Genomic DNA, 25,850 nt, shown 5'->3' on the forward strand with positions numbered 1-25,850 from the left:
CCACCTCCGGCACGTGAAACGCGCTCCGGCACGCTGAGACAGCCCGGTTCCGCGAGCCGGAGCCGGGGCTCGGCCGCGCGCCGGCTAGCGCGCGCGGACGGAGTCGCGCCGCGACCGCTCCCGCACGCGCTCGATGTGCGCGCGCATCGCCGCCGCCGCCGCCTCCGGCCCGGCCGCGAACGCGTCCACGATCGCCCGGTGCTCCACGACGGCGTCGTCCGCGTCGCTGACGCCGGTCTGCACCGTCTGGCGCATCCGGTGCACGCGGGTGGAGATCGCCTCCGACATGTCGATGAGGAACGGGTTGTGCGTGCCCTCGAAGATCAGGTGGTGGAAGTTCCAGTCCACCGCGAAGTACTCGCGCAGCAGCGCCACCGGCAGGTCACCGTCGGTGGCCCGCACCACGGCCGTCATCGCCTCGTGCGCGGCGAGCGCCTCCTGCAGCCGCGGCACCAGCGCCGCCTCGTGCGCCGAGGCGAGGGCCGCCGCGCCGCTCTCGAGCACCAGCCGCGCGTCGAAGAGCGCGTCCAGCTGGTCGTCGGCGAGCGGAGGCGCCACCCGGTAGCCCTTGTTGGCCACCCGGGTGACGAGGCCGGTCCGCTCGAGCTGCACGAGCGCCTCGCGCACCGGGGTCGGCGAGACGCCGAGCTCGCGCGCGACGGCGTCGATCGACAGGCGCATGCCCGGCTCGATGTCCGAGCCGAGGAGCACGTCGAGCACGCGCTCGTAGACGTGGTCGCGCAGGCCCCGCCGCTCGATCGACTCCGCGCCGGTGAGGCGGAACACGGGGTCGGTCATCACAGCCTCGCGGATTGATGCGGAAGGGGGTCGGCTCAGCTTACGCAGTCGCGAACGGGCGTCCACTGAGGCCGCCCGGCCGCCGCTCAGGAGCGCTCGTACTCGACGATCTCCTCCACCTTCGCGGCCGAGGCGCTCGACTCGTCGAAGACGTAGCCGAGCCACTCGCGCACGTTGCGGCGGGCGACCTCGATGCCGACCACGCGCTGCCCCATGCAGAGCACCTGCGCGTGGTTCGAGAGCACTCCGCGCTCCACCGAGAAGGAGTCGTGCGCGGTCACGGCGCGGATCCCCTCGACCTTGTTCGCCGCGATCGCGACGCCCAGGCCGGTGCCGCAGATCAGCAGCGCCCGGTCCGCGTCGCCGCGCGCCACCATCTCGGCGGCCGCGATCGCGACGCTCGGGTACGGCGTGTGCGACTCGGCGTCGACCCCCACGTCGACCACCGAGACGACGCGGTCGTCGCCCTCGAGGTCGCGCTTCAGGATCTCCTTGTAGTCGTAGCCGGCGTCGTCCGATCCGACGACGATCCTCCAGGTGGTGCTCATGCGGTCTCTCCTTCGTTCGTGGACGGTGCGGTGGTGGACGGTGCGGCACCGGATCCGGCACCGAGCAGCGGAGCGATCGCCTCGACGATCAGCGCGAACGACACCGCGCCGGGATCGGGCGTGCCGAGCGACTTCTCGCCGTGCGAGCGCGCGCGGCCGAGGCCGGGCATCAGGTCCGAGGTGGCGTCGGCGGCCGAGCGGGCGGCCGCGGAGGCGGCGGTCCACGCGTCGCCGAGCGCATCGCCCGCGCCGGCCCGCTCCGCGAGCGTCTCGGCGAACGGCACCAGCGCGTCGACCATCGTCTTGTCGCCGACGCTCGCCTTCCCGTAGCCGCGCACGGCGTCGGAGGCGGCGGTCACTCCCGCGCTCACCTCGCGCGCGCTCACGGCCCGGTCGTCGCCGAGCGCGTCCCCGACACTGCGGAGGATGACGCCCCAGAGCGCTCCGGAGGTCCCGCCGGCGCGGTCCGACCAGGCGTCGCCCGCCCGGGTGAGCAGCGTCCGCGCCCCCGCCCCGCGCTCGAGCACGCCGGCCGCCTCCTGCGCCGCGGCCCGCGCCCCGCGCTGCATGCCGATGCCGTGGTCGCCGTCGCCGGCGATGGAGTCGAGACGGCCGAGCTCGTCGGCGTTCGCGTCGATCACGTCGCGGATCGCCGCGATCGCGTCCGACAGCCGGGCGGCGGCGGCGCGCGACTCCTCGGTCGCCTCGCCGATCTCCTCCGCGACCGCCTCGGCCTGCGTCGCCGTCACGGTCACCAGTGCGCCGCCGTCGACCGCGCCGGTGCGGAAGGCCGGGGTGTCGCTCGGCGCCGACCAGAGCGTCTCGAGCTCCTCGTCGACCCAGAACAGCGTCAGCGAGACGCCGGCCATGTCGAAGCTGGTGCAGAACTCGCCGACCTGCGGGTCGACGAGGGTGATCCCGCGCGCCTCGAGCAGGTCCGCGATCGTGCTGAAGACGACGAACAGCTCCTCGCTCTTCACCGAGCCGAGGCCGTTCAGCACCGGGACGACGCGGGCGCCGTCGACGCTCACGCCCTTGGGGATCTCGGCGTCGGCGAGCAGGTGGGTCACGAACAGCTCGGCGAGCTCCGCGGCACTGGGGATGTCGACCTCGTCGATCCCCGGCTCGCCGTGGATGCCCAGCCCGACCGCCATCCGACCCTCGGGCACCGAGAACAGCGGCTCGTCCGCACCGGGCAGCGTGCAGCCGGTGAAGGCGACGCCGAGGGAGCGGGTGCGCGCGTTGCCGAGCACGGCCACGCGCTCGACGTCGTCGATCGAGTACCCGGCCGCGGCGGCCGCTCCGGCCACCTTGAAGACGGTGAGGTCGCCCGCGATGCCGCGGCGCTTGTGCGCCTCCTCGGGCTTCGCGCTGAAGATGTCGTCGGTCACCGTGACGGTGCGGCAGTCGATGCCGTCGGCCCGCACCGCGTCCTGCGCGGCGGTGAAGTGCAGCACGTCACCGGCGTAGTTGCCGTAGCTGAGCAGCACCCCGCGGCCCTGCTCGCTCGCGCGGATCACCGACTCGACCTGGTGCGCCGAGGGCGAGGCGAAGAGGTTGCCCATAGCGGCGCCGTGGGCGAGGCCGGGTCCGACCAGTCCGGCGAAGGCGGGGTAGTGGCCGGAGCCGCCGCCGATCACCACCGCGACCTCGGGCTCCTCGGAGCGGGTCGAGCGGGAGACGCCGCCGACGACCTTGCGGACCCAGCGGCCGTTGGCGCGGACGAAGCCGTCGACCATGTCGTCGGCGAAGTCGGCGGGTTCGTTCCAGAGACGGGTCATGCGCGTCGGGCTCCTCATCATCGAGTGCACCGGCCCTCCGGCCGGACACCATCGATCCTATAGGATCTTCCGCCCGTCCTCCAGGCGCCGCAGCCCCCGCGGCCGCAGCCCCCGCAGCCCCTACTGCCGCCCCACCGCCAGCGCCTCCTCCTCCACGTCGAGGAACGCCAGCGCGCTCAGCACCGCCGGCTCCTGGTACCGCCCCTCCGCCCGCGCCTTCAGCACCGCCTCGCGCTCGGCCGCGATCATCACGCGCCGCAGCCGGTTGTAGGAGTGGGTCAGCGGCTCGGCCCCCTCGCCCTCCGGCGGATTCTCCAGCGCGTCCGAGAGGAACACCGCGTTCCGCCGCAGCCGGTCGAGCACCCGCTCCTCGACGCCGTCCTGCGGCTCCCGGTCGAGCCGCGCCAGCCCGGCCGACTGCGCCTCGGCCAGCAGCATCTGCTTCTCCACGTGCTCCTGCTGCTCGTTCGGCGCCGGCAGCTTCAGCAGCCGCACCACCCGCGGCAGCGCGAGCCCCTCGACCAGCGTCCCCGCGACCACCACGAACGCCAGGAACTGCAGGAACGCGCGCTGCGGCGTCTCCTCCGGCAGCAGGAACGCGGCGGCGAGCGTGACGACCCCGCGGATCCCGGCGACGGACACCCCGATCGCGGTCGGCCAGGTCCAGCCGCGCTGCTGCAGCCGTCGTGGTCCGTGCCGGAAGAGCAGGGTCGTCAGGCACATCCAGACCACCCGGCTCGCGATCAGCGCCCCGAGCAGTGCGGCGCTGATGCCGATCCCCTGCCAGACGCCGATGTCGGAGTCGGCGGTCGCCCGGACCACCGAGGACAGGCTCAGCCCGATGAAGAGGAACACCGCGTTCTCGAGCAGGAACTGGATCGTCCGCCAGTTCAGCGACTCCGCGATCCGCGCCTGCGCCGACTGGATCACCGGCGCCCGGAAGCCGAGGAAGAGCCCGGCGACCACGACGGCCAGCACTCCCGAGCCGTGCAGCAGCTGCGCCGGGATGAACGCGACGTAGGGCGTCACCAGCGAGAGGCTCGTGTCGAGCACCGACGAGGACACCTGCTTGCGCACGACCCCGAGGACGAAGGCGACCAGCAGGCCGACGCCGCCGCCGACGACGACCGCGAGGACGAAGTCGAGCGCGATCCCGCCGGGCGTCACGGTGCTGACGATCGCGAGCAGCGACGCGTTCAGCGCCACGAGCGCGGTCGCGTCGTTCAGCAGGCTCTCGCCCTCGAGCACGGTCAGCATCCGCCGCGGGAGTCGCAGGCGCCCCGCGATCGCGGTCACCGCCACGGCGTCCGTCGGCGCCACGATCGCGCCGAAGGCGAGCGCCGCCGCGATCGAGATCGCCGGCACCACCGCCCAGGCGACCGCGCCAACCACGAGCACCGTGAAGACCACGAGCCCGACCGAGAGCAGCAGGATGCTGTCGCCGCGGGCGCGCACGTCCAGCACCGAGGTGCGGATCGCCGCCGCGTAGAGCAGCGGCGGCAGGATCCCGTAGAGCACGACGTCCGGCTCGACGACGACCTCGGGGATCCCGGGGACGAAGGAGACCAGCGCGCCGACGGCGACGAGCGCCACGGGAGCCGACCAGCCCGCCTTGCCCGAGAGCCCCGTCACCAGCACGGTGACGACCACGAACGAGACGATCCAGATGATGGCGACGACCGGTTCCTCCACGCGGCTCCCTCCCGAGAGCCGAGCCTAGGCCCGAGCGCCGACCCTAGGCGCCGGCCTCGTGGATGTCGCGGGCCTTGGTCACGCGCCCCGCGTCGACAGGGTTCATGCCGAGCACGATCTTGCCGCGCGAGTGCCGCTTCTCCAGGTCGTCGAAGGCGTCCTGCACGAAGCCGTAGGGGTAGAAGCCGGAGACGAGCACCCGCAGCTTCTGGTCGCGGACGAGCGCGACCAGCTCGCCGAGGATCTCGGTGTCGCGGCGCGCGGTCTCGGCGTCGGGCCAGACGGCGCGCAGCTCGATCTCCTTGCGGTCGTCGCTGGAGTGGAAGCGGGCCGGCTCGATGCCGAGCTCCTCGGCCAGCTCCGCGTTGTCGCCGCCGAAGTTGTCGAGGAAGACGGTGACGCCGTTCGGTGCCGCCGCGCGGATCCGGTCGGCGATGCCGTCGCCGTAGACGATCGGCTTCACGCCGATCTGGCGGAGGTAGTCGAAGTTGCGCTCGCCGCAGGTGCCGAGCACGGTCGCGCCGCGCAGCTTCGCCAGCTGGATCTCCATGCTGCCCACGCCGCCCGCCGCCGCCGAGACGACCACGGTGTCGTCCGGTCCGATGTGCATGGCCTCGATCGCGCGCCAGGCGGTGACGCCCGCGAGGAACAGCGCGCCGCCGACCTCCCAGCTGACCGAGGCGGGCTTGGCGACGAGGTTCTGGCGCGGAACGACGATGTGGGTGGCGTGCGAGCCGACCAGCGCGTGGCCGACGACGTCGCTGCGCAGCTTGAGGTCGCTGACGCCCTCGCCGAGGCCGACGACGATGCCGGAGAAGTCGGTGCCCTGGCGCATCGGGAAGGCCGCGGAGTGCTCGGAGTCGAACATCCCCTGCCGAATGAAGGCCTCCATGTGGTTCACGCCGGCCGCGAGGACCTCGACCAGCACCTCCCCCGGCCCGGGCTGGGGCCGCGCGATGTCGGCGATCTCGAGCACGTCCACCCCGCCGAAGCGGGTGAACTGGACGGCACGGGCGGTATCGGAGCGCAGACGGGACATGCGCTCATCATCCGCCCCCGGCGCCGTGATCCAGTGGCCCCCGAACGGGGACGTGCGGCGTCGGAGGCGCCGATCGGGCGGAGGGGCGGCAGGCGATCAGGCGACGGAGTCCGGGCAGTACAGCTGGGTGCGCGGGCCGCTGCGGTCGATCACGTGCTCCGACATCGCGCGGCCGCAGAGCGGGCAGGCGCGCCCGGCCGGAGCCTCGGGCTCGGGCTGGTCGTAGGGGCCGAGCGGAGGCGGACCGAGCCAGGGGAAGAGCCGCGCGTTGAAGCGCTGATAGAGGGATCGGGTCGGCTTCGCCATATGCTTAGCGTACTAACCATCAGCGCACGAAGGGGAGGGAGGGCCGATCCCGTGACGACCGCACCCGAGAGCATCGACCCGCTCGCCCTGCAGAACCAGGTCTGCTTCTCGCTGGCGGTGGCCGCCCGCACCGTGATCGGCCTCTACCGGCCCGTGCTCGAGCCGCTCGGCCTGACCCATCCGCAGTACCTGGTGATGCTCGCGCTCTGGGAGCGGGCCCCGCGCTCGCTCGCCGACCTCGGCGACGCCCTGCACCTCGAGCCCGCCACGCTCAGCCCCCTGGTGAAGCGGCTCGAGGCCGGCGGCTACGTCACGCGGGCCCGCAGCACCGAGGACGAGCGCCGCCTCGACGTCGCCTTGACCCCGGAGGGAGCGGCCCTGCGCGAGCAGGCCCTCCGCGTCCCCCCGCAGATCGTCGAGCGCCTCGACCTCCCCCTCGACGAGCTGACGTCCGTCCGCGACGCCCTCACCCGCCTGATCGGCGCGGCCACCCGCCCTTGACGCCCTGCGCGACCCGACTCGCCCAAGAAGGCTCGTTCTCCGCCCGGAGAACGAGCCCTCTCGGGCGAGTGGGCGCGGCTGCGGCGCCGCGTCATGCAGGTCGAGTAGCCGCGCAGCGGCCCCTTCATGCCGATCCGGCCGCCGCGCAGCGGCCCCGTCATGCTGGTCGAGTAGCCGCGCAGCGGCGTATCGAGACCCACCCACCGCCAGCACGCGCGGATCTCGATACGCCCTGCGGGCTACTCGATCAGCATGGTGGCGGCCCCTTCATGCCGATCCGGCCGCCGCGCAGCGGCCCTCCATGCAGGTCGAGTAGCCGCGCAGCGGCGTATCGAGACCCACCCACCGCAGGCACGCCGGGAACGACGAAGGGGCCCCGCCGTCAGGCGGGACCCCTCCGTTCAGTGCGCGGGACTCAGTTCGCGACGCGCAGCGTGATCGCCGCGCTGGTCGTCACGTTGCCGGCCTTGTCCTGGGCCTTGGCGGTCACCTGGTAGGCGCCGTTCGGGTAGGTCGACGAGCTCGCGGTCAGGGCCCACGATCCGTCCGCCTGCTTCACGCCGTTGCCGAGCTTCGTGCCGCTCGCGTAGAACGCGACGGCCGTCACGCCGACGTTGTCGCTGGCCGATGCCACGAGGCGGATCGAGCCGACGACCGTGGTGTTGGTCGCGGGCGAGGTGATGCTCACCACGGGCTTCTGCGTGTCGGCCACCGGCGGGGTGGTCGGCGTCGCGGTCGCGGTCGGCTTGGGCGTCGCGGTCGCCGTCGGCTTGGGAGTCGCAGTCGCCGTCGGCGTCGCGGTCGGCTTCGGCGTGGCCGTCGCGGTCGGCGTCGCCGTCGGGGTGGCCGTCGGCGTCGCGGTCGCGGTCGGCGTCGCGGTCGGAGTCGGGTCCGGCGCCGGCGCGGTGCCGACGGGGATCGTGCTCACGGCATAGCCGAAGTAGCGGCCGGCGACGGCGCGGGTCGGGTCGCCCTGGAAGCTGCGGCCGCGCTCGGTCGCCGCCTTCGCCTGAGCGATGACCTGGGCGCGGACCTGCGCCGGGGTCTTGCCGACGCAGGAGCCGCCGGTGGTCATGCAGTCGAGGACGACACCGCTGGTGGCGGCGGCCGCCATGCTGGTGCCCGACTGGATGTAGGCGTAGGCCCCGCCCTTCTTGGTGGTGTACGGGCACATGCCGGGCGCGGCGATGGTGTGCTTCTGGTCAGCGGCCGAGACGGCGAAGTTGCTGTTCGTCGAGACCGCGTCGTCCTTGGTCTGGACGCTGCAGGGCGCGGTGCCGAGTCCGCCGGGCTTGCCGTCGTAGTTGGCCATGTTGGTCACGGCGAGCACCTCGTCGTAGGCGGCCGGGATCCAGCCCGCGAGGTCCTCGGAGGTGTTGCCCGCGGAGCCGACGGAGACGATGCCCTTGCTCTCCAGGTCGCAGATCGCCTGGTGGATCACGTCGCCGTTCGAGCGGCCGCAGTTGCCGTCGTCGGTGCCGTAGGTGGCGAGCGACATGTTGACGACCTTGATGTTGTACTTCGCCGCGTTCGCGGACACCCAGTCGAGGGCGCACATCAGGGTGCCGGTGTTGCCGCGGTTGTTCGCGTCGAGCGCGCGGATCGAGTAGATCGGAGCGCCCGGGGCGACGCCCACGGTGCCGGAGCCGTTGTCGAGCGCGGCCATGTAGCCGGAGACGCCCGTGCCGTGGCCGTTGGCGTCGGCGGCGGTGCCCGAGCCGAAGCAGTTGATCTGCTCCTTCAGGTTGTAGTCGGGGTGCGAGCTGACGCCGGAGTCGATGACCGCGACGGCCGGGCCGGCGTAGTTCGTCACTCCGTCGCCCGCGCGCACCGGGGCCTTGTCGGCCTCCGCGGTGAGCACGTGCGAGGGGACGGTCTGCGCCTGGCCGTCGACGACCTGGTCGGCCGGCGTGACGCCGAGGACGCGCGAGTCGGCCTCGAGGACCGCCTTCTGGCGCGCGGTGAGCGGAGCGGTGAAGCCCGCGACGCCGCCCTCGAACTGCACGTCGTCGGCGACGCCGAGTGCGCGGACGACCTGCTCCGAGATCGAGCTCGTGTCGACCGAGACGAGGTAGCGGCCGGTGGTGGCGGCCTGGGCGGGGGCGGAGCCGGCGAGGGCGATGCCGGCGGTCACGGCGAGCGCGGTGAGCAGACCGGCTGCGCGATGGAGGCGCGAGCGGGCCGGCGGCGCGGCGGTGCGGGAAGAGGACACGGGTTCCGTCGATTCTGTCGGCGTCTCGGCCGACCTGTCAGGGTGCGAGCGGGTCGACGCAGGCACTCCGGGCGAGCGCCCGCGCCGCTGCAGCGGGGCTCGGGTCAGGGGCCGGGAGGCGGCGGAACGGTGCGGAACCCTCCGAGCGTCGACGGAGAACCCTCCGTCGGCTCCCCCCATCGGAGTGATCCACCTCCGACTTCAACAGACTTCCGGCGATTTCACAGCGGGAAAGATGGCCCCAGTTCGAGGGTGATTTGACCCCCTGTCCCACAGATGGTGACCTCCGCTCGCACCCCAGACCGACAGGTGCGGAAATGCCCGGTCACAGCGCGGGTTCAGCGCTCGTACGGCTGGCGCCGCAGCGGCTTGACTGCCCTCCGCCACGGAGTAGTGTCGTCGCTCGTGACACACGAGGGCACCCCTTCCGGCGCGAAGGCGTCCTCCCCCGGTGCGGGCGACGCCGACGCGAACGAGCTCCGCACGGCGAAGCACTTCTTCATCGGCGAGCCCCTCTCCAGCGACAAGCTCGAGGGCCAGCTCCTGCAGAAGCGGCTCGCCCTCCCCATCTTCGCCAGCGACCCGCTCTCCTCCGTGGCCTACGCGCCGCAGGAGCTGCTGATGATCCTGCTGCTCGGCGGTCTCTCCTTCCTCACCTTCGCCCCCTGGGTCGCCGCCTGCGTCGTCGTGCTGCTGGTCGTCGTCGTCCTCAGCTACCGCCAGCTGATCAAGGCGTACCCCTCGGGCGGCGGCGACTACGAGGTCGCCCGCACCAACCTCGGCGAGACGGCGGGCCTCACGGTCGCCGCCGCGCTCCTCGTCGACTACGTGCTCACCGTCGCCGTCTCGGTCGCCTCGGGCGTCGACAACATCATCTCCGCGATCCCCGCCCTCGCTCCGCTGCGCGTCGAGCTGGCGATCCTCTTCGTGATCCTCCTCGCCGCCGTCAACCTCCGCGGCGTCTCGGAGTCGAGCAGGGCGTTCGCCGTCCCCACCTACCTCTTCGTCGCGAGCGTCTTCGTGATGGTCGTCGTCGGCCTCGGCCGCGCCGCGTTCGGCGACGCTCCGGTGGCGGAGTCGGCCGGCTACACCGTGGAGGGCGAGCAGCTCACCCAGGCCGCGATCGTCCTGCTGCTGCTGCGCTCCTTCGCCAGCGGCTGCGCGGCCCTCACCGGCGTCGAGGCGATCTCGAACGGCGTGCCCGCGTTCCGCGCCCCGAAGGTCAAGAACGCGCAGCGCACGCTCGTCGCGATGGGCACCATCGCGATCGTCCTCTTCGTCGGCCTGACCGCGCTCGCACTGCTCTCGAACGTGCACTACGCCGAGAACGCCTGCCACCTGATCGGCTTCACCGACTGCGCGACGACGCCGCAGCGCTCGGTGATCGCGCAGGTCGCCGCCGCCACCTTCGGCAACAACACGATCCTCTTCTTCGTGATCCAGGCCGCCACCGCCGCGGTGCTCCTGCTCGCGGCCAACACCGCGTTCAACGGCTTCCCGCTGCTGGGCTCCGTGCTCGCCCGCGACGGCTACGCGCCCAAGTCGCTGAACACCCGCGGCGACCGCCTGATCTACTCCAACGGCGTCATCATCCTGGCGCTCGTCGCGGCGGTCATCCTGCTCGTCTACCAGGCCTCGCTGACCAGCCTGGTGCAGCTCTACATCATCGGTGTCTTCGTCTCCTTCACCCTCGGGCAGTCGGGCATGGTGAAGCACTGGATCCGGATGATCAAGAACGGCGAGGGCTCGCGCACCGTGCGGACGAGCCTCGCGATCAACCTCTTCGGCGCCACGCTCACCTTCGCGGTGCTGGTCGTCGTCACGATCACGAAGTTCACCCACGGCGCCTGGCTCGTCTACCTGGTGATGCCGATCCTGGGCGTGCTGATGGCGGGCGTCTACCGCTACTACCGCGACGTGGAGAAGGAGATCGAGGTCGACCCGACCACGACCTTCGGGGCCAACGGCGACCACGCGATCGTCCTGGTCGGCCGGATGAACAAGCCGACGCTCAAGGCGCTCGACTACGCGATCGCCGCGCGGCACGAGTCGCTGGAGGCGGTGCACTCGTCGATCGACGACACGCAGACCGCGCAGCTCAAGACCGACTGGGAGCGGATGGACATCGAGGTCCCGCTGCGCTGCATCGCCTCGCCCTACCGCGACATCTCGTATCCGCTGATCAAGTACATCAAGGCGCACCGACTCGAGCACGGCTCCGAGATCATCACCGTCTACATGCCGCAGTACATCGTCGGGCACTGGTGGGAGGGCTTCCTGCACAACCACAAGTCGCGGCGCATCCGGCAGAAGCTGCTGCTCGTGCACGGCGTCACCGTCGCGCTGGTGCCGTGGCTGCTCGACTCGTCCGAGCTCATCTACGGCCGCCGCTCGCGGCCGATCCCCGGCCAGTCGCGCCGCGGCGAGCCGGTGCGCCCGGTCACCCGACGGCCCATCCCGCCCGCCTCCGTGCTCCCCAAGGGCGCGGCCGGCGAGGGCGCGCCCCGCAGCGGCTCGCGCACCGCCGCGGCGACCCGCCCCCGGAAGCCCTCCGGCAAGGGCGGCGGCAAGCGCCGCTAGCCCCGCAGGGGGCCCGTCCATGCTGGTCGAGTAGCCCCGCAGGGGCGTATCGAGACCCACCCTCGTCGACACATGCGGCAGCAGACCGCCCTGTCTGCGACGGTGGATCTCGATACGCCCGCTGCGCGGGCTACTCGATCAGCATGGAGCGCGGACCACTCGAAGCCGCCCACGCTGGTCGGACAGCCCCCCGCTCATGCTGGTCGAGTAGCCCCGCAGGGGCGTATCGAGACCCACCCTCGTCGACACATGCGGCAGCCGGCCGCCGTGTCTGCGACGTGGATCTCGATACGCCCGCTGCGCGGGCTACTCGATCAGCAGGGGCGCGGACCACTCGATCAGCAGGGGCAGACAGGTAGAGGGCCCGCGGCGATCCGCCACGGGCCCTCGATTTCCCCTTGTGCCTTCCCCCGAAGGCGGCCCGCCCCAACGGGCCGTCATCGACGCTATCGGCGGGCTATGGACCTGCGCATCCTCCTCACGACGGATCCGCATCCACCCCCTGGCGTGGTGCGACGCCGAGCACGAGGTGCCAGAGCACGGCCACCGCGACGACGGCGGCGGTCGTCCAGGTGACGACGAGGACCGCCGCGTCGACCACGTAGGAGCGGTACGCCTCCTCGAACGGATCGATCCCCGAGCCCGAGAGCACGATGCCGGCCGGCAGGACCGCCGCCGCCAGCACGGCCGTCCACGCGGCGAGCCGCGCCGGGTCGCGGTGATCGGCGGCGACGGGACGCGGGCGGCGCGCGACGTACCAGACGAGAGCGCCGATCCCGAGACCGAGAAGACCGAGCACCCCGCTCGCGTACTGCGCCCACTTGTAGCCGGGGAACGGCCCGACCTCCTCGCGGAGGAACGGCAGCGCCGCGACGAACGGACCGCCGTCGTGGGTGAACGCGTCCCAGAGCACGTGCGTGGCCGAGCCGATCACGATCCCCGCGGCCGCCAGCAGGACGGCCCTCACCCAGGCGCGCGCCGTGCGCGGCGGCGCCGCGGGCCGACGCAGGCGCACCCGGACGATCCACGGCGCGAGATCGCGCCAGGCGGGCTGGAGCAGCACCAGCCAGAGGACGAGGCCGAGGGCACCGACGACCAGGTCGACCGTCACGATGCCCAGCATCGAGTGCGTCGCGTCGCGGGCCCAGCGCAGCGGCAGGTACAGGCCGATGTCCGGCGCCATCGCGCCGATCGCCACGGCCGCCGCCGGGATCCTGCTGTTCGTGAACGCCAGAGCGACGACGGCGTGGCTCGGCGTGAACGGCATAGTGCACGGTATCCCGTGCACCGGGCGCCACGGCGGACGAGGTCGCAGGGCACCCACCCCCACCCGGGGAGCTCGGAGCGCCACGACCGTAGAATCGTCCGGACGTCCGGCCCTCCGGGCTGTGCGGCGACGGATCGGAGCGGGTGTGCGGAAGTCGTTCGCGATCCTCCGTCTCGCGCTCGCGGGACTCGGGGCCGTCGGACTCGTGGGCGACTTCTTCTACACCCTCGGCTTCCGACTGTTCCAGATCGACAACTTCTTCGCGTACTTCACCACGCAGTCGAACATGGCCGGCGTCGTCGTCCTGGGCCTGTCCGGGATCGTCGCCCTCGCCCGCGAGCGCGAGCCCCGCTGGCTCAGCACCGTGCGCGCCCTCGTGCTCACCTACATGGTCGTCTCGGGCATCGTCTTCGGGCTGATCGCCGTCGAGGCGAACAACCGCGGCGTCCGCGTCGACGTGCCGTGGTCGAGCGCGCTGCTGCACTTCGTCATCCCGACGCTCGCGCTCCTCGACTGGATCCTCGGACCCGGGCGCCGGCCCGTCGCCTGGCGCGGCACCCTCACCGTCCTCGGCTTCCCGATCGTCTGGGGCGTGATCACGCTCGTCCGCGGCGCGCTGATCGGCTGGTACCCCTACTTCTTCCTCGACCCCGCCCAGGTCGACGGCCCGGTCGCCTTCGTCCTCTACGACGTGATCGTGCTCGCCCTCATCTCGGGCATCGCGGCCTTCGTCCTCGCGCTCAGCAGGGTCCGCCCGCTCGGCGCCGCGCGGGCGGACGAGTGGCGGGGCCGGCTCGCCCGGCTGCGGGAGCGGCTCAGCCGGTCGCGACCGCGAACGGCGTCAGCGCCGACTGCGCGACCACGAGCAGCTCGTCGTCGCTGAGCGACTGCAGCGACAGCGCCTGATCGGCGCCGACGAGGCCGACGAGCACCGGCTCGCCGGTCGCCGGCTCGAGGTTCAGCCACTCGGTGATGCCCGCCGCGGAGCCCACCAGCGACCAGCGCGCGGGCAGCTCCGCATCGGTGTCCCAGAACGGCTCGTCGAAGCGGAGCCAGAGCGTGTCGACCACGCCGGAGCCGAGCGATGCGATCGCCGTGCGGTGCGCGAACGGCAGCGGCGGATCGAACGCGATCGCCTCGCTCTGCAGCACGCCGATCGGCACGGTGACCAGCACGCGGTCGGCGGTGAAGGACTCCCCCGTGCCCAGCCGGATGCTCGCGCCCGTCTCGGTGTAGCCGATGCCGCTGACGGCCGCACGCAGCGACACCTCGACGTCGGTCAGGAGGGTCTCGACGAGGGGCGCCAGGCCGTCGGTGAGGACCGCCGAGGCCTCCTCGGACGCGTCGGCGACGTCCTCCGCGGTGCCGGCGGCCGAGGCGTCGCCCAGCCCGTACCAGGCCGAGAGCTCGGCGGGTGCGGCGCCCGTGCGCAGCGCCGGGCCGCCCGCGAGGAACGCGGCGAGGCGCGCGGCGTCGCCGTCCCCGCTGCCGGGCTCGACGGCGGCCGGGTCCGGGGCGCCCGCGCCGGCGAGGGCGTCCGCGAGCGCGAGGTCGGTCGGCTGCTCCGCCGCCCACTCGAGGGCGCGGGTGAGGGCGTTCGCCGCGGTGTCGCCGACATCCGGCTGCTCGCCGTCGTCGGTGCTCGAGCGCACGGTCGCGAGGTCGACGGCGGAGGTGGTGATCCCGGCGTCGAGGACGCTCTCCCGGAGGGCCGGGCCGGCCCCCACGAGCGCCCAGGCGCCGCTGTCGACGGCGATCGGCCAGCCGTCGGGCGTGCTGGTGGCGATGCGGCCGCCGACGCGGTCGCGCGCCTCGACGAGCGCGACGTCGTAGCCGGCGTCGAGGAGGCGGCGGGCGGCGACGGCGCCCGCGAGGCCCGCGCCGATGATCGCGATGCGCTCGCCCTCCTCGGCGATCGCGGCGATCTCGGCGGCCGCGCGGACCCCCGAGTTCCAGGCGCCCTGCAGCGTGCCCGGGGAGTCGGAGTCGGTGGCCTCGCCCGCGAAGAACAGGCGGTCGAGCACGGTCCCGGCCAGGTCCTCGCGGTGCTCCGGGGTCGCCCCGACCGCGAGGTAGGAGACGGCGCCGAGCGCGTACGGGTCCTGGCCCCAGTCCGAGCGGACGAAGGCGGCGGGCGTCGGCACCGCGGTGGTGCTGGGCGTGGGCACCGGGGCCTCGGTGACGGAGCGCGTGGGCGTCGGCCGCGGCGGGGTGCAGGCCGCGAGGGCCAGGAGACCGGCGCCCGAGGCGGCTCCCGAGAGGAAGAGGCGGCGTCCGATCGTCATCCCCGTCATCCTACGTTCTCGCCGCCCCGCGGGGGCCGCGGACCCCTCGCGTCCGGCGGACGCCCGACCCCGAGTGGTAGACCTGTCCCATGAGCAACGACATCCGCGAACTCTCCGAGGGCGAGAGCTACCTCGCCTTCTTCCAGGGCGGGCCGTTCGACGGCCAGACCGAGACCCGTGTCAGCACCGAGGGCGGCTACGAGAAGTCGGTCGACGTCTACGCCGCCGTCGACGGCCAGGAGACGCACCTCGTCTACACGTCCGTCTCGGCCAAGGAGGTCGGCGAGTCGGTCCACGTGACCTACGCGCTCGACGCGCCCGACTCCGACCCCGTCGAGGACCCGGAGGACCGCGGCGGCGGATTCCAGTAGACCGCAGCAGCACCTCCCGACGACGCCGCTCCGATCGCCCTCCGCGCGATCGGGGCGGCGTCGTCGTGTGCGGCGGTGTCGTCTGCGGCGGGCCGCTCCGTGACGAATCATGACGTCGCCCGGGTCCGCTCCGATCCCGCGACCCTACGATCGCGCCGGAGCGTCCGACCGCCGGTCGCCCGAACGGAGACGACGATGCCCACCGAGCAGACCACCTCGACGATCGGCGCGCAGACCGCCGACTTCACCACCGGCTTCAACGACACCATCGGCGACGAGCTCGCCGCCGTCTTCGCGGGCGAGCAGTCCGACCTCGTCGAGAACGGCGTCCCCGTCGGCGCCGTCGCGGTCGGCGACCGGCTGCCGAGCGCGAGCGTCCTCACCGAGGCCGGCGAGACCGTCGCGCTCTCCTCCGTCCTCGGCGACGGCCCGGCCGTGCTCGTCTTCTACCGCGGCGCCTGGTGCCCGTACTGCAACATCACGCTGCGCCACTACGACGCGACCCTCGCGCCCGAGCTCGCGAGCCGCGGCGTCGCCTTCGTCGCGGTGAGCCCGGAGACGCCCGACGCCTCCCGCACGCTGGGCGGCGAGCTCGGCTTCACCGTCGTCTCGGACCCGGCCAACGCACTCGCCGCCGAGCTCGGCATCGTCACCGCGCCGAGCGACGCCGCGATCGAGGCGCACACCGCGCTCGGCTTCGCGGTGAAGGACTCGAACGCCGACGACACCCCGGCGATCCCGTTCCCGACCGTCCTGGTGCTCGACGCCGAGGGCGTGGTCCGCTTCGCCGACGTGCACGTGGACTACACGACGCGCACCGAGACCGAGGAGATCCTCGCGGCGGTCGACGCGCTGTCCTGAGCTCTCGGCCGGCCGGGCCCGTCGGGAAGGGCTACGCCCGATGGGAGGGGCTGTCAAGGGGCCCCTCCCCTCACGGCGTCCTCTCCATCCGCGTGGCGAGACTCCTCCGAACACACCATGACGCCGATCCGCGGCGCCGGAAGGAGCACGACTCATGGCAGAGATCACCGCCCACCACGGCCTCTTCAAGGACACCGACCTCCACGTCGACGACACCGGCGGCTCGGGTCGCCCCGTCGTCCTGATCCACGGCTGGCCCCTCTCGGGCGAGTCCTGGAGCGAGCAGGTCCCCGCGTTCGCGGCGGCCGGCTTCCGCGTCATCACCTACGACCGCCGCGGCTTCGGCCGCAGCGACAAGCCGCTCACCGGCTACACCTACGACACCCTCACCGAGGACCTGCACACGCTGCTCACCGAGCTCGACCTGCAGGACGTCACGCTCGTCGGCTTCTCGATGGGCGGCGGCGAGGTCGCGCGCTACTTCTCGAAGTACGGCGCCGAGCGCCTGCACAGCGTCGTCTTCGCGTCGGCGGTGCCGCCGTACCTGATGAAGACCGACGACAACCCGGACGGACCGCTGGAGAAGTCGGCCGCCGCCGAGATGACCGCCGGCCTGACCAAGGACGAGGACTCGTTCTACGAGCAGTTCACCACCGAGTTCTTCTCGGTGAACGGCGAGCTCAAGGTGACGGAGGCGCAGCGCCAGGACGCGCTCGCCCTCGCGAAGCAGTCGTCCAAGCACGCGGCGCTCGCCTGCATGGCCGCCTTCGCCGGCACCGACTTCCGCGAGGACCTGCCGAAGGTCTCCGTGCCGACGCTGGTCATCCACGGCGACGGCGACGGCACCGTGCCGTTCGAGGGCTCCGGCGCGCGCACGCACGCCGCGATCCCCGGCTCCGAGCTCCACATCGTCGCGGGCGCCCCGCACGGCGTGAACGTCAGCCACGCCGACGAGTGGAACCGCGTCGTCCTCGACTTCCTGCAGAAGTAGCGAGGGCCGAGGCCCGTTCATGCTGGTCGAGTAGCCGCGGCACGCGGCGTATCGAGACCCACCCCCGCTCGCACTCCCGGCGACGGCGGATCTCGATACGCGCGCTGCGCGCGCTACTCGATCAGCATGGAGGGGCCGCCGCACAGCGAGACCGACCGCGTGTGGCGAGATGCATGCCGGTCGAGTAGCCGCGGCACGCGGCGTATCGAGACCCACCGGCACAGCGCGCCCAGCGCGACCGCTCCACGCGACAGCCACGAATCCATGCTGGTCGAGTAGCCGCGGCACGCGGCGTATCGAGACCCGGAAGCACAGCCCGCGCAGCGCGACCGCCCCACGCGACAGGCACGAACCCATGCTGGTCGAGTAGCCGCGGCACGCGGCGTATCGAGACCCGGAAGCACAGCGCGCCCAGCGCACCGCCCCCGCGCCCCGCCGCCGCCTCAGCCCTTCTCCGCACCCTCCGTCGTGTTCATGATCCGGCGCTGGAAGACGAAGAACAGCACCGCGACCGGGATCGACATCAGCACCGCCGCCGCCAGCTGCAGCGGGTACTGGTTGCCCGTGCCCAGCTGCCCCGAGACCAGCGAGGCGACACCCGTGGTCAGCGTGTTCAGCTCCGGCGACTGCCGCGAGACGACGAAGTGCGAGAACTCGTTCCACGAGCCCTGGAACGACAGGATGAACAGCGTCACGATCGCCGGTCGCGCCATCGGCACCACGACGGAGCGGAACGTCCGGAACACCCCGGCCCCGTCGATCCGCGCGGCCTCCTCGATCGACGCCGGGATCGAGTCGAAGAACTGCTTCATGATGAAGATGCCCGCCGCGTCGACGATCAGCGGCACGATCATCCCCGCGTAGCTGTCGTAGAGGCCGAGCTGCTTGAGGATGAGGAACCGCGGGATCAGCAGCACCACGGCCGGCACGCTCATCACGCCGATGAACAGCGCGAAGAGCAGCCCGCGGCCGCGGAAGCGCAGCCGTGAGAGCGCGTAGCCCGCGAGCGAGTCGAAGAACACCCGCCCGACCGCGACGAAGAGCGTGACGATCACCGAGTTCAGCGTCCACAGCGGCAGCGGCACATCGGTGAACAGCCGCTCGTAGGAGGCGAACGACCAGGTCGCGGGCAGCAGCGACAGCGGGTTCGAGGTGGCATCGGCGTCGGTCTTGAACGACGACGCGACCGAGATGAGGAACGGGTAGATGTAGACCAGCGCGAGGCCGATCAGCAGCAGGTAGCCGCCGATCAGCGAGGCCCGGCCCCGCGCCCCGAGCTGCACGCGCCGACGCGGCAGCGGTGCCTGCGGTGGCGGCGGCGGCTCGGCCTCGGTGCGCGGCTCGGAGTCGACCAGGGTGCTCATCGCACGCCTCCCGTGGTGAGGGTCGTCGCGGCGTCGGCGCGGGCGGCCCGGCGGGTGCGGCGAGCGCTCGGCTCGCCCTTCTCCCGGAGGATCGCGCGCTGGAGCAGCGTCAGGACGACGATGATGAAGAACAGGATGAAGGCGATCGCCGCGCCCTGACCCCAGCGCAGATCGGTGAACGACGACTCGTAGGCGAGGTACGCCGGCGTGAGCAGCGTCTTGCCGGGAGCGCCGCCTCCGGTCAGGTAGATCTGGTCGAACACCTGCCAGGTGCCGATGAGGCCGAGGGTGAGCACCGTGAACAGCGTGGGCTTCAGCATCGGCAGCGTCACCGAGAAGAACTTCCGCAGCGGCCGCGCGCCGTCCATCAGCGCCGCCTCGTCGATCTCGGCGCCGATGTTCTGCAGCGCCGCGAGGAACAGCAGCATGAAGGTGCCCGAGGTGGTGAAGATCGCCATGGTGATCAGCACGCACATCGCGACCGACGGACCCGACAGCCAGTCCCACCAGGTCAGCCCGAGCGGGCCGTCGCCGGCGAACCACGCGCCGTTCACGCCGACGAGCCCGAGCAGCGAGTGCAGCACGCCGGTCGGATCCGCCATCCAGGTCGGGCCGTCGGCGCCGAACCAGCCGAGCACCGCGTTGACGACGCCGGAGGCGCTGAAGAGGAACAGGAAGATCACGGTGATCGCGATCGACGAGGTCACCGACGGGAAGTAGAACGCGGTGCGGAAGAAGCCGCGCCCGCGCAGCACCCGGCGGTTGACCTGCACCGCCAGGAACAGCGCGAGCGCGGTCTGCAGCGGCACGACGAGCAGCACGTAGTAGACGTTGTTGCGGATCGCCGTGCCGAAGTCCTTCTGCGCCAGACCGGAGTCCAGGAGCACCGCCCGGTAGTTGTCCGCCCCGACGAACTGCGCGGTCGGGCCCAGCGGCGAGCCGAGCCCGTTCCAGTTGCTGACGCTGACCCAGAGCGCGAGGACGATCGGGACGACCAGGAAGACGCCGACGACGAGGATCGCGGGGAGGGTGAAGAGCCAGCCGTAGCGGGCCTCGTGCCCGCGGATGCCGGAGCGGCGGCTCCGGGCGGCGGCGACGGTGCTCATCGGCGTGCGCTCGCTACTTCGCGTTCGCGGTGTCGAGCGCGTCCTGCAGGTTGGTCTGCAGGTCCGCGAGGATCGCCTCCGGGTCGCCCGACGCCAGGCCCTCGAGGGCCGAGTTGAAGTCGGTGATCACGGTGGCGGCGCCCGCGAAGGCGACGGGGCTGACGGCGTAGTCGTTGCCGGTGACGAAGGCGGCGTTCTCGGGGTACTTGCTCGCGTACTCCGCCGCACCCGACTCGGTCGAGGGGATCACGCCGAACGCGTCCGAGAAGGCGAGCTGCTGCTCGTCCGCCGTGAGCGCCGTGACGAGCGACTCCGCCTGGTCGGCGGTGGTGCTGCCGGCCGGGATGCCCCAGCAGTTGCTGAAGGTGAAGGTCGACTTTCCGCCGGGGCCCGCGGGCAGCTCGGCGACCGTGTACTTCACGTCCGGGTAGTCGGCCTCGAGCGCGCCGTTGATCCACGGGCCCTCGATCACCATCGCGGCCGCGCCCTTGCCGAACGCCTCGCCGGCCCAGCCGGAGTCGAGGTCGGCGGGGAACTTCAGCACGCCGTCGCTCAGCAGGGTCTTCACCTCGGTGAGGCCCGCGACGTTCTCGGGGGTGTCCGCGGTGACGGTGGTGCCGTCCTCGGAGAGCAGCGAGCCGCCGGCCTGGTTCATGAAGGTGCCGATGCGCGCGTACTCGGCGCCGAAGGAGAGCCCGGTCACGCCGTTCGCGGTCAGCTTCTGCGCGGCGGACTGGAGCGACGCCCAGTCGGTCGGGATGTCGGCGTCGGTGAGGCCGGCGGCCGCCCAGAGGTCGGTGTTGATGACGAGGCCGAGCGTCGAGAAGTCCTTGGGCTCGCAGTAGAACTGATCGTCGTAGGTGAAGGCGTCGCGGAGAGCGGGGTAGAAGGCGTCCGCGTTCCCGGCGTCCTGCGCGTAGGGCTCGAGGTAGCGGTTGCTGGCGTAGGTCTGGAACTGGTCCCAGCTCATGTAGAAGAGGTCGGGCGGGTTGCCGCCGGAGAAGCCCTGGCCGAGCTGCTGCGTGAGGTCGCTGGCCGCGACGACGTCGACGGCGGTGTCGTTCGCCTCGCCCCAGGCGCTCACGGCGTCGGTGACGGCGGTGGTCTCGGCGTCGCCGGACGAGCCGATCATCACGGTGAGGCCGGCGGAGTCGTCCGACCCGCCGCCGCCGCTCGAGCAGGCGCCGAGGGAGAGGGCGAGGCCGCCGGCGAGGATCGCGGCACCCCAGCGTGCCGCTCCAGTGCTGTGTGTCATGGTCTGACCTTTCGTGGGGGTTCGGGAGGAGAGGGGACGCCCGCGGGCGTCAGCCCTCGGCGTGATGGAGAGGGGTGCGCACGACCAGGTGCGGCGTGATGAGGCGGTGGGCCTCACCGGGTGCGAGGGGGCGGTGGACGACGTCGTCGCCCTGCTCGCCGAGGAGGAGCTCGAGGGCACCCGCCGCGACCGCGCCGAGGTCCTGCTCGACGCTGGAGAGGCCGACGGCGGCGGCGACCGGGGTGTTGTCGAAGCCGACGACGGCGAGGCCGGGCCGCCCGACGGCGACCGCGGCCATCGAGGCGCCGAGGGCGAGGGAGTCGGAGACGCAGACGAGGCCGTCCACCTCGGGGTGCGCCTGGAGGAAGGCGATCGCCGCGGCGCGCGCGCGCTGCACGTCGTCCTCGGCCTCCGCGACGAGGAGGGGCGCGCCGGCGAAGCGCTCCGCCATCACCCGCTCCCAGCCGCTGCGGCGGTCGTCGCCGGTCGCCGAGCCGGTCGGCCAGCCGAAGAAGGCGATCCGCGAGCGGCCCTCGTCGGCGAGGTGGGCGGCGGCCTGCGCGACGCCCGCGGCGCCGTCGACGTCGACCCAGAGGTGCTGCGGGTCGCCCTGGTCGTCGCGGCCCCAGGGGCGGCCGAAGGTGACGAACGGCACGCCCTGCTCGATCAGCCAGGCCGTCCGCTGGTCGCCGTAGAAGGTCGAGGTGAGGACGAAGGCGTCGACGTCCGCTCCGTCGCGGAGCTTGCCGATGCGGTCGATCTCCTCCTCGGGGCTCGCGGCCGTGTAGAGCAGGATCCGCATGCCGCGGGCGTCGGCCTGCTCGGTGACGGCGTGCAGGAAGCGGTCGAGCAGGCTGCCCGAGACGCCGTCGAGCACGCGGTCCATCCGCACGCCGATCGTCCCCGACTTGCGGGTGCGCAGGCGGCGGGCGGAGGCGTGCGGCCGGTAGTTGAGGTCGCCGATCGCCTTCTCGACCCGCTCCCGCGTGCTCTCGCGCACGATCTGCGGGCTGTTCAGCACGTTCGAGACGGTCTGGCGCGAGACACCGGCTGCGCGGGCGACGTCCTCGACGGTCGGCAGTGCCATGCGTCCTCCTCGACGGGTGTGCGGTGGTGCGGGGTCGTCTTGATCGTTCAAATACGGGCGGACTGCGCTATTTGATCGATCAAATTCTTGGGTAATGTTACCTGCGGCGACGGCGCTGTCAACCGGCCGTCCGCTCCAGTGCCCGACGATCCAGTGAGGAGTCGACCGTGACGACCGACCGCGACGACCGCCCCCGCCCGCCCCGACAGCCCCTCCTGAACGACGCCGTGGTCCTGCTCCGGGCGCCGACGCAGCTCTGGAGCGACGACGCCGGCGAGCTCGGCGCCCTTCCCGCCCACGGGCTCTACCACGGCGACGTCCGCGTGCTGGCGGGCCTGCGCCTGCTCGTCGGCGGGGAGCCGCTGGAGTCGATCGCGGTCGGCCGCGACGGCGCCTCCTCCGCCCGCTTCACCGCCCTCGCCCGGCACCTCGACGACGACGCCGCCGACCCGCGCCTGCGCGTCGTGCGCCTCCGCACGGTCACCGCGGGCGGCCTGGAGGAGCGGATCCGCCTCGAGTCGGCGCTGCCCGCCGCCGTCGCGACCACCGTCGAGCTCGCGCTCGACCCCGACTTCTCGCTCGTGCACGTGGTCAAGGCGGGGCTGCGCGACGGGACCGCGATCGGCACGTCGGTCGACGGCTCCTCACTCGTGTGGACGCACGCGGGCGCCCGCGCCGAGGTGCGCGCGGACGGCGCCGCGGTCGCCGCCGGCGCTCCCGCGACGCTCTCGTGGGACGTCGTGGTCCCGGCCCGCGGCTCGGTCGAGGTCTCGTGGAGCATCGCGATGAGCGACTCCGCAGCTGTCGTCGGCGCCGCCCCCGGCCCGGCGGAGTGGGCGGGCGCCGTGGTCGAGGCCGGTGACTCGCGGCTCTCCGCCTGGTGCCGCGCCGCTCTCGACGACCTCGACGCGCTGCGGATGGTGACGCTCGAGCGGCCGGACGAGCCGTTCCTCGCGGCGGGCGCGCCCTGGTTCTTCACCCTCTTCGGGCGCGACTCGATCTGGGCGGCGCGGATGCTGCTCCCGCTCGGCACCGAGCTGGCCGGCTCGACCCTGCGGGTGCTGGCCGGGCTGCAGGGCACCGAGCACGTCGCCGAGACCGCCGAGCAGCCGGGCAAGATCATGCACGAGCTGCGCTCGACGACCCTCGACATCCCGGGCGAGGGCGTCTCGCTGCCGCCGCTCTACTACGGCACCGTCGACGCGACGGCGCTCTGGATCTGCCTGCTGCACGACGCCTGGCGCTGGGGGCTCGCGGACGCCGAGGTCGAGGCCCTGCTGCCCGCGCTCGAGGCGGCGCTGCGCTGGCTCCGCGACGAGGGCGACTCCGACGGCGACGGGTTCCTCGAGTACGTCGACACCACCGGTCACGGCCTCGCGAACCAGGGCTGGAAGGACTCGGGCGACTCGATCCAGTGGGCCGACGGCAGCCTCGCCGAGGGGCCGATCGCGCTCTGCGAGGTCCAGGCCTACGCGCACGAGGCGGTGGTCGGCGCGGCGGCGCTGCTCGAGCACTTCGGCCGGGACGCGGCGGAGTGGCGCGCGTACGCGGCGGCGCTCAAGGACCGCTTTGCCGCCGCCTTCTGGATCGACGACGCCGACGGCGGGCACCCCGCGATCGCCCTGGACGCGCGGAAGCGCCCGGTCGACACCGTGACCAGCAACATCGGGCACCTCCTCGGCACCGGGATCCTGCGGCCCGAGCACGCGGCCCGGGTGGCGCAGCTGCTCGGCTCGACCGAGCTCGACTCCGGCTACGGCCTGCGCACGCTCGCCACCGGGTCCGGCGGCTACTGGCCGCTCTCGTACCACGGGGGCTCCGTGTGGGCGCACGACACCGCGATCGCCGTGACCGGGCTGGCCCGCGAGGGCTTCGGCGCGGAGGCGACCGCGCTGTCCCGCGGGCTGCTCGCCGCCGCCGAGGGGTTCGGCTACCGGATGCCGGAGCTGCACTCCGGCGATGCCGCGGCCGAGGTGGCGGCGCCCGTGCCGTACCCCGCGGCCTGCCGCCCGCAGGCGTGGTCGGCGGCGGCCTCCGTCGCGGTGCTCACGGCGGCGCTCGGCCTCGCACCGGGCGGCTCGACCCTCGTCGTCGCGCCGATCGCGCCGGCCCTCGCCGGCCGGATCCGCGTCGACGGGATCCGCTACCGCGGCTCCGTCGTCCCCATCGACTGGGACGGCGCGCTCTGAGGCGAGGAATCCGCCCCCGCCTCATGCTGATCGAGTAGCCCGCGCAGCGGGCGTATCGAGATCCACCGTCGCCGAGACGCGGGGCCTGCAGACCACCCTCCCGGTCACACGGGTCTCGATACGCCCCTGCGGGGCTACTCGACCAGCATGTTCACGCGGGCCCGCCGATGCAGCACGAGCGCGTGAGCCCCGCCTCATGCAGCACGAGCGCGTGAGGCCCGCCTCATGCAGCACGAGCGCGTGAGCCCCAGTTCATGCTGATCGAGTAGCCCGCGCAGCGGGCGTATCGAGATTCACCGTCGCCAGCACGCGGGGCCTGCAGGCCACCCTCCTTGTCACGCCGGGTCTCGATACGCCCCTGCGGGGCTGCTCGACCAGCATGCGCACGCCCCATGCCGTATCGAGATCCACTCGCCGTCAGGACAGCCGCGCGACGACCGCCCGCGCGATGCGGCGCCCCGAGCGGTTCGCCCCGATCGTCGACGCCGTCGGTCCGTAGCCCGCGAAGAACACCCGCGGGTCCGTGAGCGAGGCGCCGTCCTCGACCGCGACGCCGCCCTCCCGCTCGCGCAGCCCGAGCGGCGCGAGGTGGCGCAGCTCCGGCCGGAACCCGGTGGCCCAGATGATGGCGTCGGCGCGCGTGTAGGAGCCGTCCGGCCAGCGCACCCCGTGCGGCTCGATCGACGAGAACATGCCGCGCTCCGTCAGCACCCCGCGCTCGATCCCCGCCACGATCCGCCGCGTGCGCTGCACCCCGGTGCCGCCGACGATGCTCGGCAGCGCGCGGCCGGCCCGCGCCGCGCGGTCCTGCTCCGCCACCGCCTCCACCGCGGACTCCAGCGCGAGCTGCTCGCCGTCGCGGTACTCCACCGGTCGGCGTGTGGCCCAGGTGAGCGAGCGGGCGACCCGCTCCAGCTCGAGCAGGAAGCCGATCGCGGAGGTGCCGCCGCCCACCACGACCACCTGCCGGCCGGCGAAGTCGGACGCGCGGAGGTACTCGGTCGTGTCGATCTGGACGCCCTCGAAGCGGTCGCGCCCCGGGTAGTACGGCAGGAACGGCGAGCCCCAGGTGCCGGTCGCGTTGACCAGGATCCGCGCTTGCTCCGAGCCGTGGTCCGTCTCGACGACGAGCGGTGAGCTCCGGTCGCCCGTCGTCGCACTGCTGACGCTCCGCACCGCCTCGGGCCGCCGGACGGCGAGCTCGTACGCGCTCTCGTAGGCCTCGTAGTACTCGGTGACGACGTCGCGCGCGGGCCTGCGGCGGTCGGCCGTCGCGAACGACAGGCCGAGCCGGTCCATCCCCGGCAGGTCGTGCACCCGGTGCGCCGAGCCGAGCCGCAGCGCCTCCCAGCGGAACTGCCAGGCGCCGCCGGCCCGCGGCCCGCGGTCCAGCACGGCGAAGTCGACCCCCGGACGCAGGCCCAGGCGGCGGAGGTAGAAGGCGACCGAGAGCCCCGCCTGACCTGCGCCGATCACCACGACGGGACGCGGATCGAGGGCACTGTCCACGGTGCTCCCCACGCGGTCGGGAGGCGCCGCCCGCTCCGCTGATCGCGCACAGGGGGGCCGGTGCCTCGTCTGCTAAACTACCGGCTAGATTTCATACTTCCTGTCTGC

21 protein-coding genes are annotated in these 25,850 nt (G+C 72.9%); 7 read left to right on the top strand and 14 right to left on the bottom strand.

Going from position 1 to position 25,850, the window contains the following annotated elements; genetic code table 11:
- Positions 1–84 precede the first annotated feature (84 nt).
- The 6 genes from HQQ82_RS10010 to HQQ82_RS10035 form a co-directional block, all read right to left on the bottom strand.
- On the bottom strand, positions 85–798 hold the full coding sequence (locus HQQ82_RS10010) for a GntR family transcriptional regulator (protein WP_173232857.1): 714 nt from the start codon (positions 796–798) through the stop codon (positions 85–87).
- 86 nt (positions 799–884) lie between these two features.
- Complete coding sequence (locus tag HQQ82_RS10015) at positions 885–1,346, bottom strand: ribose-5-phosphate isomerase (protein WP_173232858.1); 462 nt, start codon at positions 1,344–1,346, stop codon at positions 885–887.
- Positions 1,343–3,127 carry a dihydroxyacetone kinase family protein gene (locus HQQ82_RS10020; protein WP_173232859.1) on the bottom strand — a complete coding sequence of 595 codons (1,785 nt, stop codon included), beginning with the start codon at positions 3,125–3,127 and terminating at the stop codon, positions 1,343–1,345. The genes HQQ82_RS10015 and HQQ82_RS10020 overlap by 4 nt, the downstream gene beginning before the upstream one ends.
- Positions 3,128–3,247: 120 nt before the next feature.
- The gene (locus HQQ82_RS10025; protein ID WP_173232860.1) at positions 3,248–4,819 is read right to left on the bottom strand and encodes a cation:proton antiporter; all 1,572 of its coding nucleotides are present in this window, start codon (positions 4,817–4,819) and stop codon (positions 3,248–3,250) included.
- A gap of 43 nt (positions 4,820–4,862) precedes the next feature.
- The gene (locus HQQ82_RS10030) at positions 4,863–5,858 is read right to left on the bottom strand and encodes an NADP-dependent oxidoreductase (protein ID WP_173232861.1); all 996 of its coding nucleotides are present in this window, start codon (positions 5,856–5,858) and stop codon (positions 4,863–4,865) included.
- 96 nt (positions 5,859–5,954) lie between these two features.
- Positions 5,955–6,164, bottom strand: a complete 210-nt coding sequence (locus HQQ82_RS10035) for a hypothetical protein (RefSeq protein ID WP_173232862.1) — start codon at positions 6,162–6,164, stop codon at positions 5,955–5,957.
- Between the two features lie 51 nt (positions 6,165–6,215).
- Between HQQ82_RS10035 and HQQ82_RS10040 the strand changes: the two genes are divergently transcribed.
- Complete coding sequence (locus tag HQQ82_RS10040; protein WP_367947901.1) at positions 6,216–6,665, top strand: MarR family winged helix-turn-helix transcriptional regulator; 450 nt, start codon at positions 6,216–6,218, stop codon at positions 6,663–6,665.
- 415 nt (positions 6,666–7,080) lie between these two features.
- Here the strand turns inward: HQQ82_RS10040 and HQQ82_RS20600 are convergent, their stop codons facing one another.
- A complete protein-coding gene (locus HQQ82_RS20600; protein ID WP_173232864.1) occupies positions 7,081–8,877 on the bottom strand; it encodes an Ig-like domain-containing protein in 1,797 nt (598 codons plus the stop codon).
- Between the two features lie 501 nt (positions 8,878–9,378).
- Between HQQ82_RS20600 and HQQ82_RS10050 the strand changes: the two genes are divergently transcribed.
- The gene (locus HQQ82_RS10050) at positions 9,379–11,457 is read left to right on the top strand and encodes an APC family permease (RefSeq protein WP_367947917.1); all 2,079 of its coding nucleotides are present in this window, start codon (positions 9,379–9,381) and stop codon (positions 11,455–11,457) included.
- A 478-nt stretch (positions 11,458–11,935) separates the two neighbouring features.
- Here the strand turns inward: HQQ82_RS10050 and HQQ82_RS10055 are convergent, their stop codons facing one another.
- Complete coding sequence (locus tag HQQ82_RS10055; protein ID WP_173232866.1) at positions 11,936–12,724, bottom strand: DUF4184 family protein; 789 nt, start codon at positions 12,722–12,724, stop codon at positions 11,936–11,938.
- 145 nt (positions 12,725–12,869) lie between these two features.
- Here HQQ82_RS10055 and HQQ82_RS20350 point away from each other — a divergent pair, with 145 nt between their 5' ends.
- Positions 12,870–13,607, top strand: a complete 738-nt coding sequence (locus HQQ82_RS20350; protein ID WP_173232867.1) for a Pr6Pr family membrane protein — start codon at positions 12,870–12,872, stop codon at positions 13,605–13,607.
- On the opposite strand, the gene HQQ82_RS10065 is transcribed toward HQQ82_RS20350, so the two are convergent.
- Entirely contained in the window at positions 13,540–15,009 is a 1,470-nt protein-coding gene (locus HQQ82_RS10065; protein ID WP_173232868.1) for an NAD(P)/FAD-dependent oxidoreductase, read from the bottom strand. The two genes, HQQ82_RS20350 and HQQ82_RS10065, sit on opposite strands and share 68 nt — an antisense overlap.
- Positions 15,010–15,098: 89 nt before the next feature.
- On the opposite strand from HQQ82_RS10065, the gene HQQ82_RS10070 reads away from it, so the two are divergent.
- From HQQ82_RS10070 to HQQ82_RS10080, 3 genes are all read left to right on the top strand, one after another.
- Positions 15,099–15,380 (top strand): oligoribonuclease, encoded by a 282-nt coding sequence (locus tag HQQ82_RS10070; protein WP_123448078.1) that lies wholly within the window; start codon positions 15,099–15,101, stop codon positions 15,378–15,380.
- 195 nt (positions 15,381–15,575) lie between these two features.
- A complete protein-coding gene (locus tag HQQ82_RS10075) occupies positions 15,576–16,241 on the top strand; it encodes a peroxiredoxin-like family protein (protein ID WP_173232869.1) in 666 nt (221 codons plus the stop codon).
- A 154-nt stretch (positions 16,242–16,395) separates the two neighbouring features.
- The gene (locus HQQ82_RS10080; protein ID WP_173232870.1) at positions 16,396–17,232 is read left to right on the top strand and encodes an alpha/beta fold hydrolase; all 837 of its coding nucleotides are present in this window, start codon (positions 16,396–16,398) and stop codon (positions 17,230–17,232) included.
- Positions 17,233–17,675: 443 nt separating this feature from the next.
- On the opposite strand, the gene HQQ82_RS10085 is transcribed toward HQQ82_RS10080, so the two are convergent.
- From HQQ82_RS10085 to HQQ82_RS10100, 4 genes are read right to left on the bottom strand one after another with little or no spacing between them, the layout of a single operon-like run.
- On the bottom strand, positions 17,676–18,596 hold the full coding sequence (locus HQQ82_RS10085; protein ID WP_173232871.1) for a carbohydrate ABC transporter permease: 921 nt from the start codon (positions 18,594–18,596) through the stop codon (positions 17,676–17,678).
- Entirely contained in the window at positions 18,593–19,702 is a 1,110-nt protein-coding gene (locus HQQ82_RS10090; protein ID WP_173232872.1) for a carbohydrate ABC transporter permease, read from the bottom strand. The genes HQQ82_RS10085 and HQQ82_RS10090 overlap by 4 nt, the downstream gene beginning before the upstream one ends.
- 13 nt (positions 19,703–19,715) lie before the next feature.
- Complete coding sequence (locus tag HQQ82_RS10095) at positions 19,716–20,957, bottom strand: extracellular solute-binding protein (protein WP_173232873.1); 1,242 nt, start codon at positions 20,955–20,957, stop codon at positions 19,716–19,718.
- A 49-nt stretch (positions 20,958–21,006) separates the two neighbouring features.
- A complete protein-coding gene (locus HQQ82_RS10100; protein WP_173232874.1) occupies positions 21,007–22,044 on the bottom strand; it encodes a LacI family DNA-binding transcriptional regulator in 1,038 nt (345 codons plus the stop codon).
- Positions 22,045–22,211: 167 nt separating this feature from the next.
- Between HQQ82_RS10100 and HQQ82_RS10105 the strand changes: the two genes are divergently transcribed.
- A complete protein-coding gene (locus HQQ82_RS10105; protein WP_173232875.1) occupies positions 22,212–24,233 on the top strand; it encodes a glycogen debranching N-terminal domain-containing protein in 2,022 nt (673 codons plus the stop codon).
- A 417-nt stretch (positions 24,234–24,650) separates the two neighbouring features.
- Here HQQ82_RS10105 and HQQ82_RS10110 read toward each other — a convergent pair whose 3' ends face one another.
- Complete coding sequence (locus HQQ82_RS10110; protein ID WP_367947902.1) at positions 24,651–25,742, bottom strand: NAD(P)-binding domain-containing protein; 1,092 nt, start codon at positions 25,740–25,742, stop codon at positions 24,651–24,653.
- Positions 25,743–25,850 lie beyond the last annotated feature (108 nt).

This window comes from Rathayibacter sp. VKM Ac-2856, from assembly GCF_013205055.1.
Lineage (GTDB): Bacteria > Actinomycetota > Actinomycetes > Actinomycetales > Microbacteriaceae > Rathayibacter.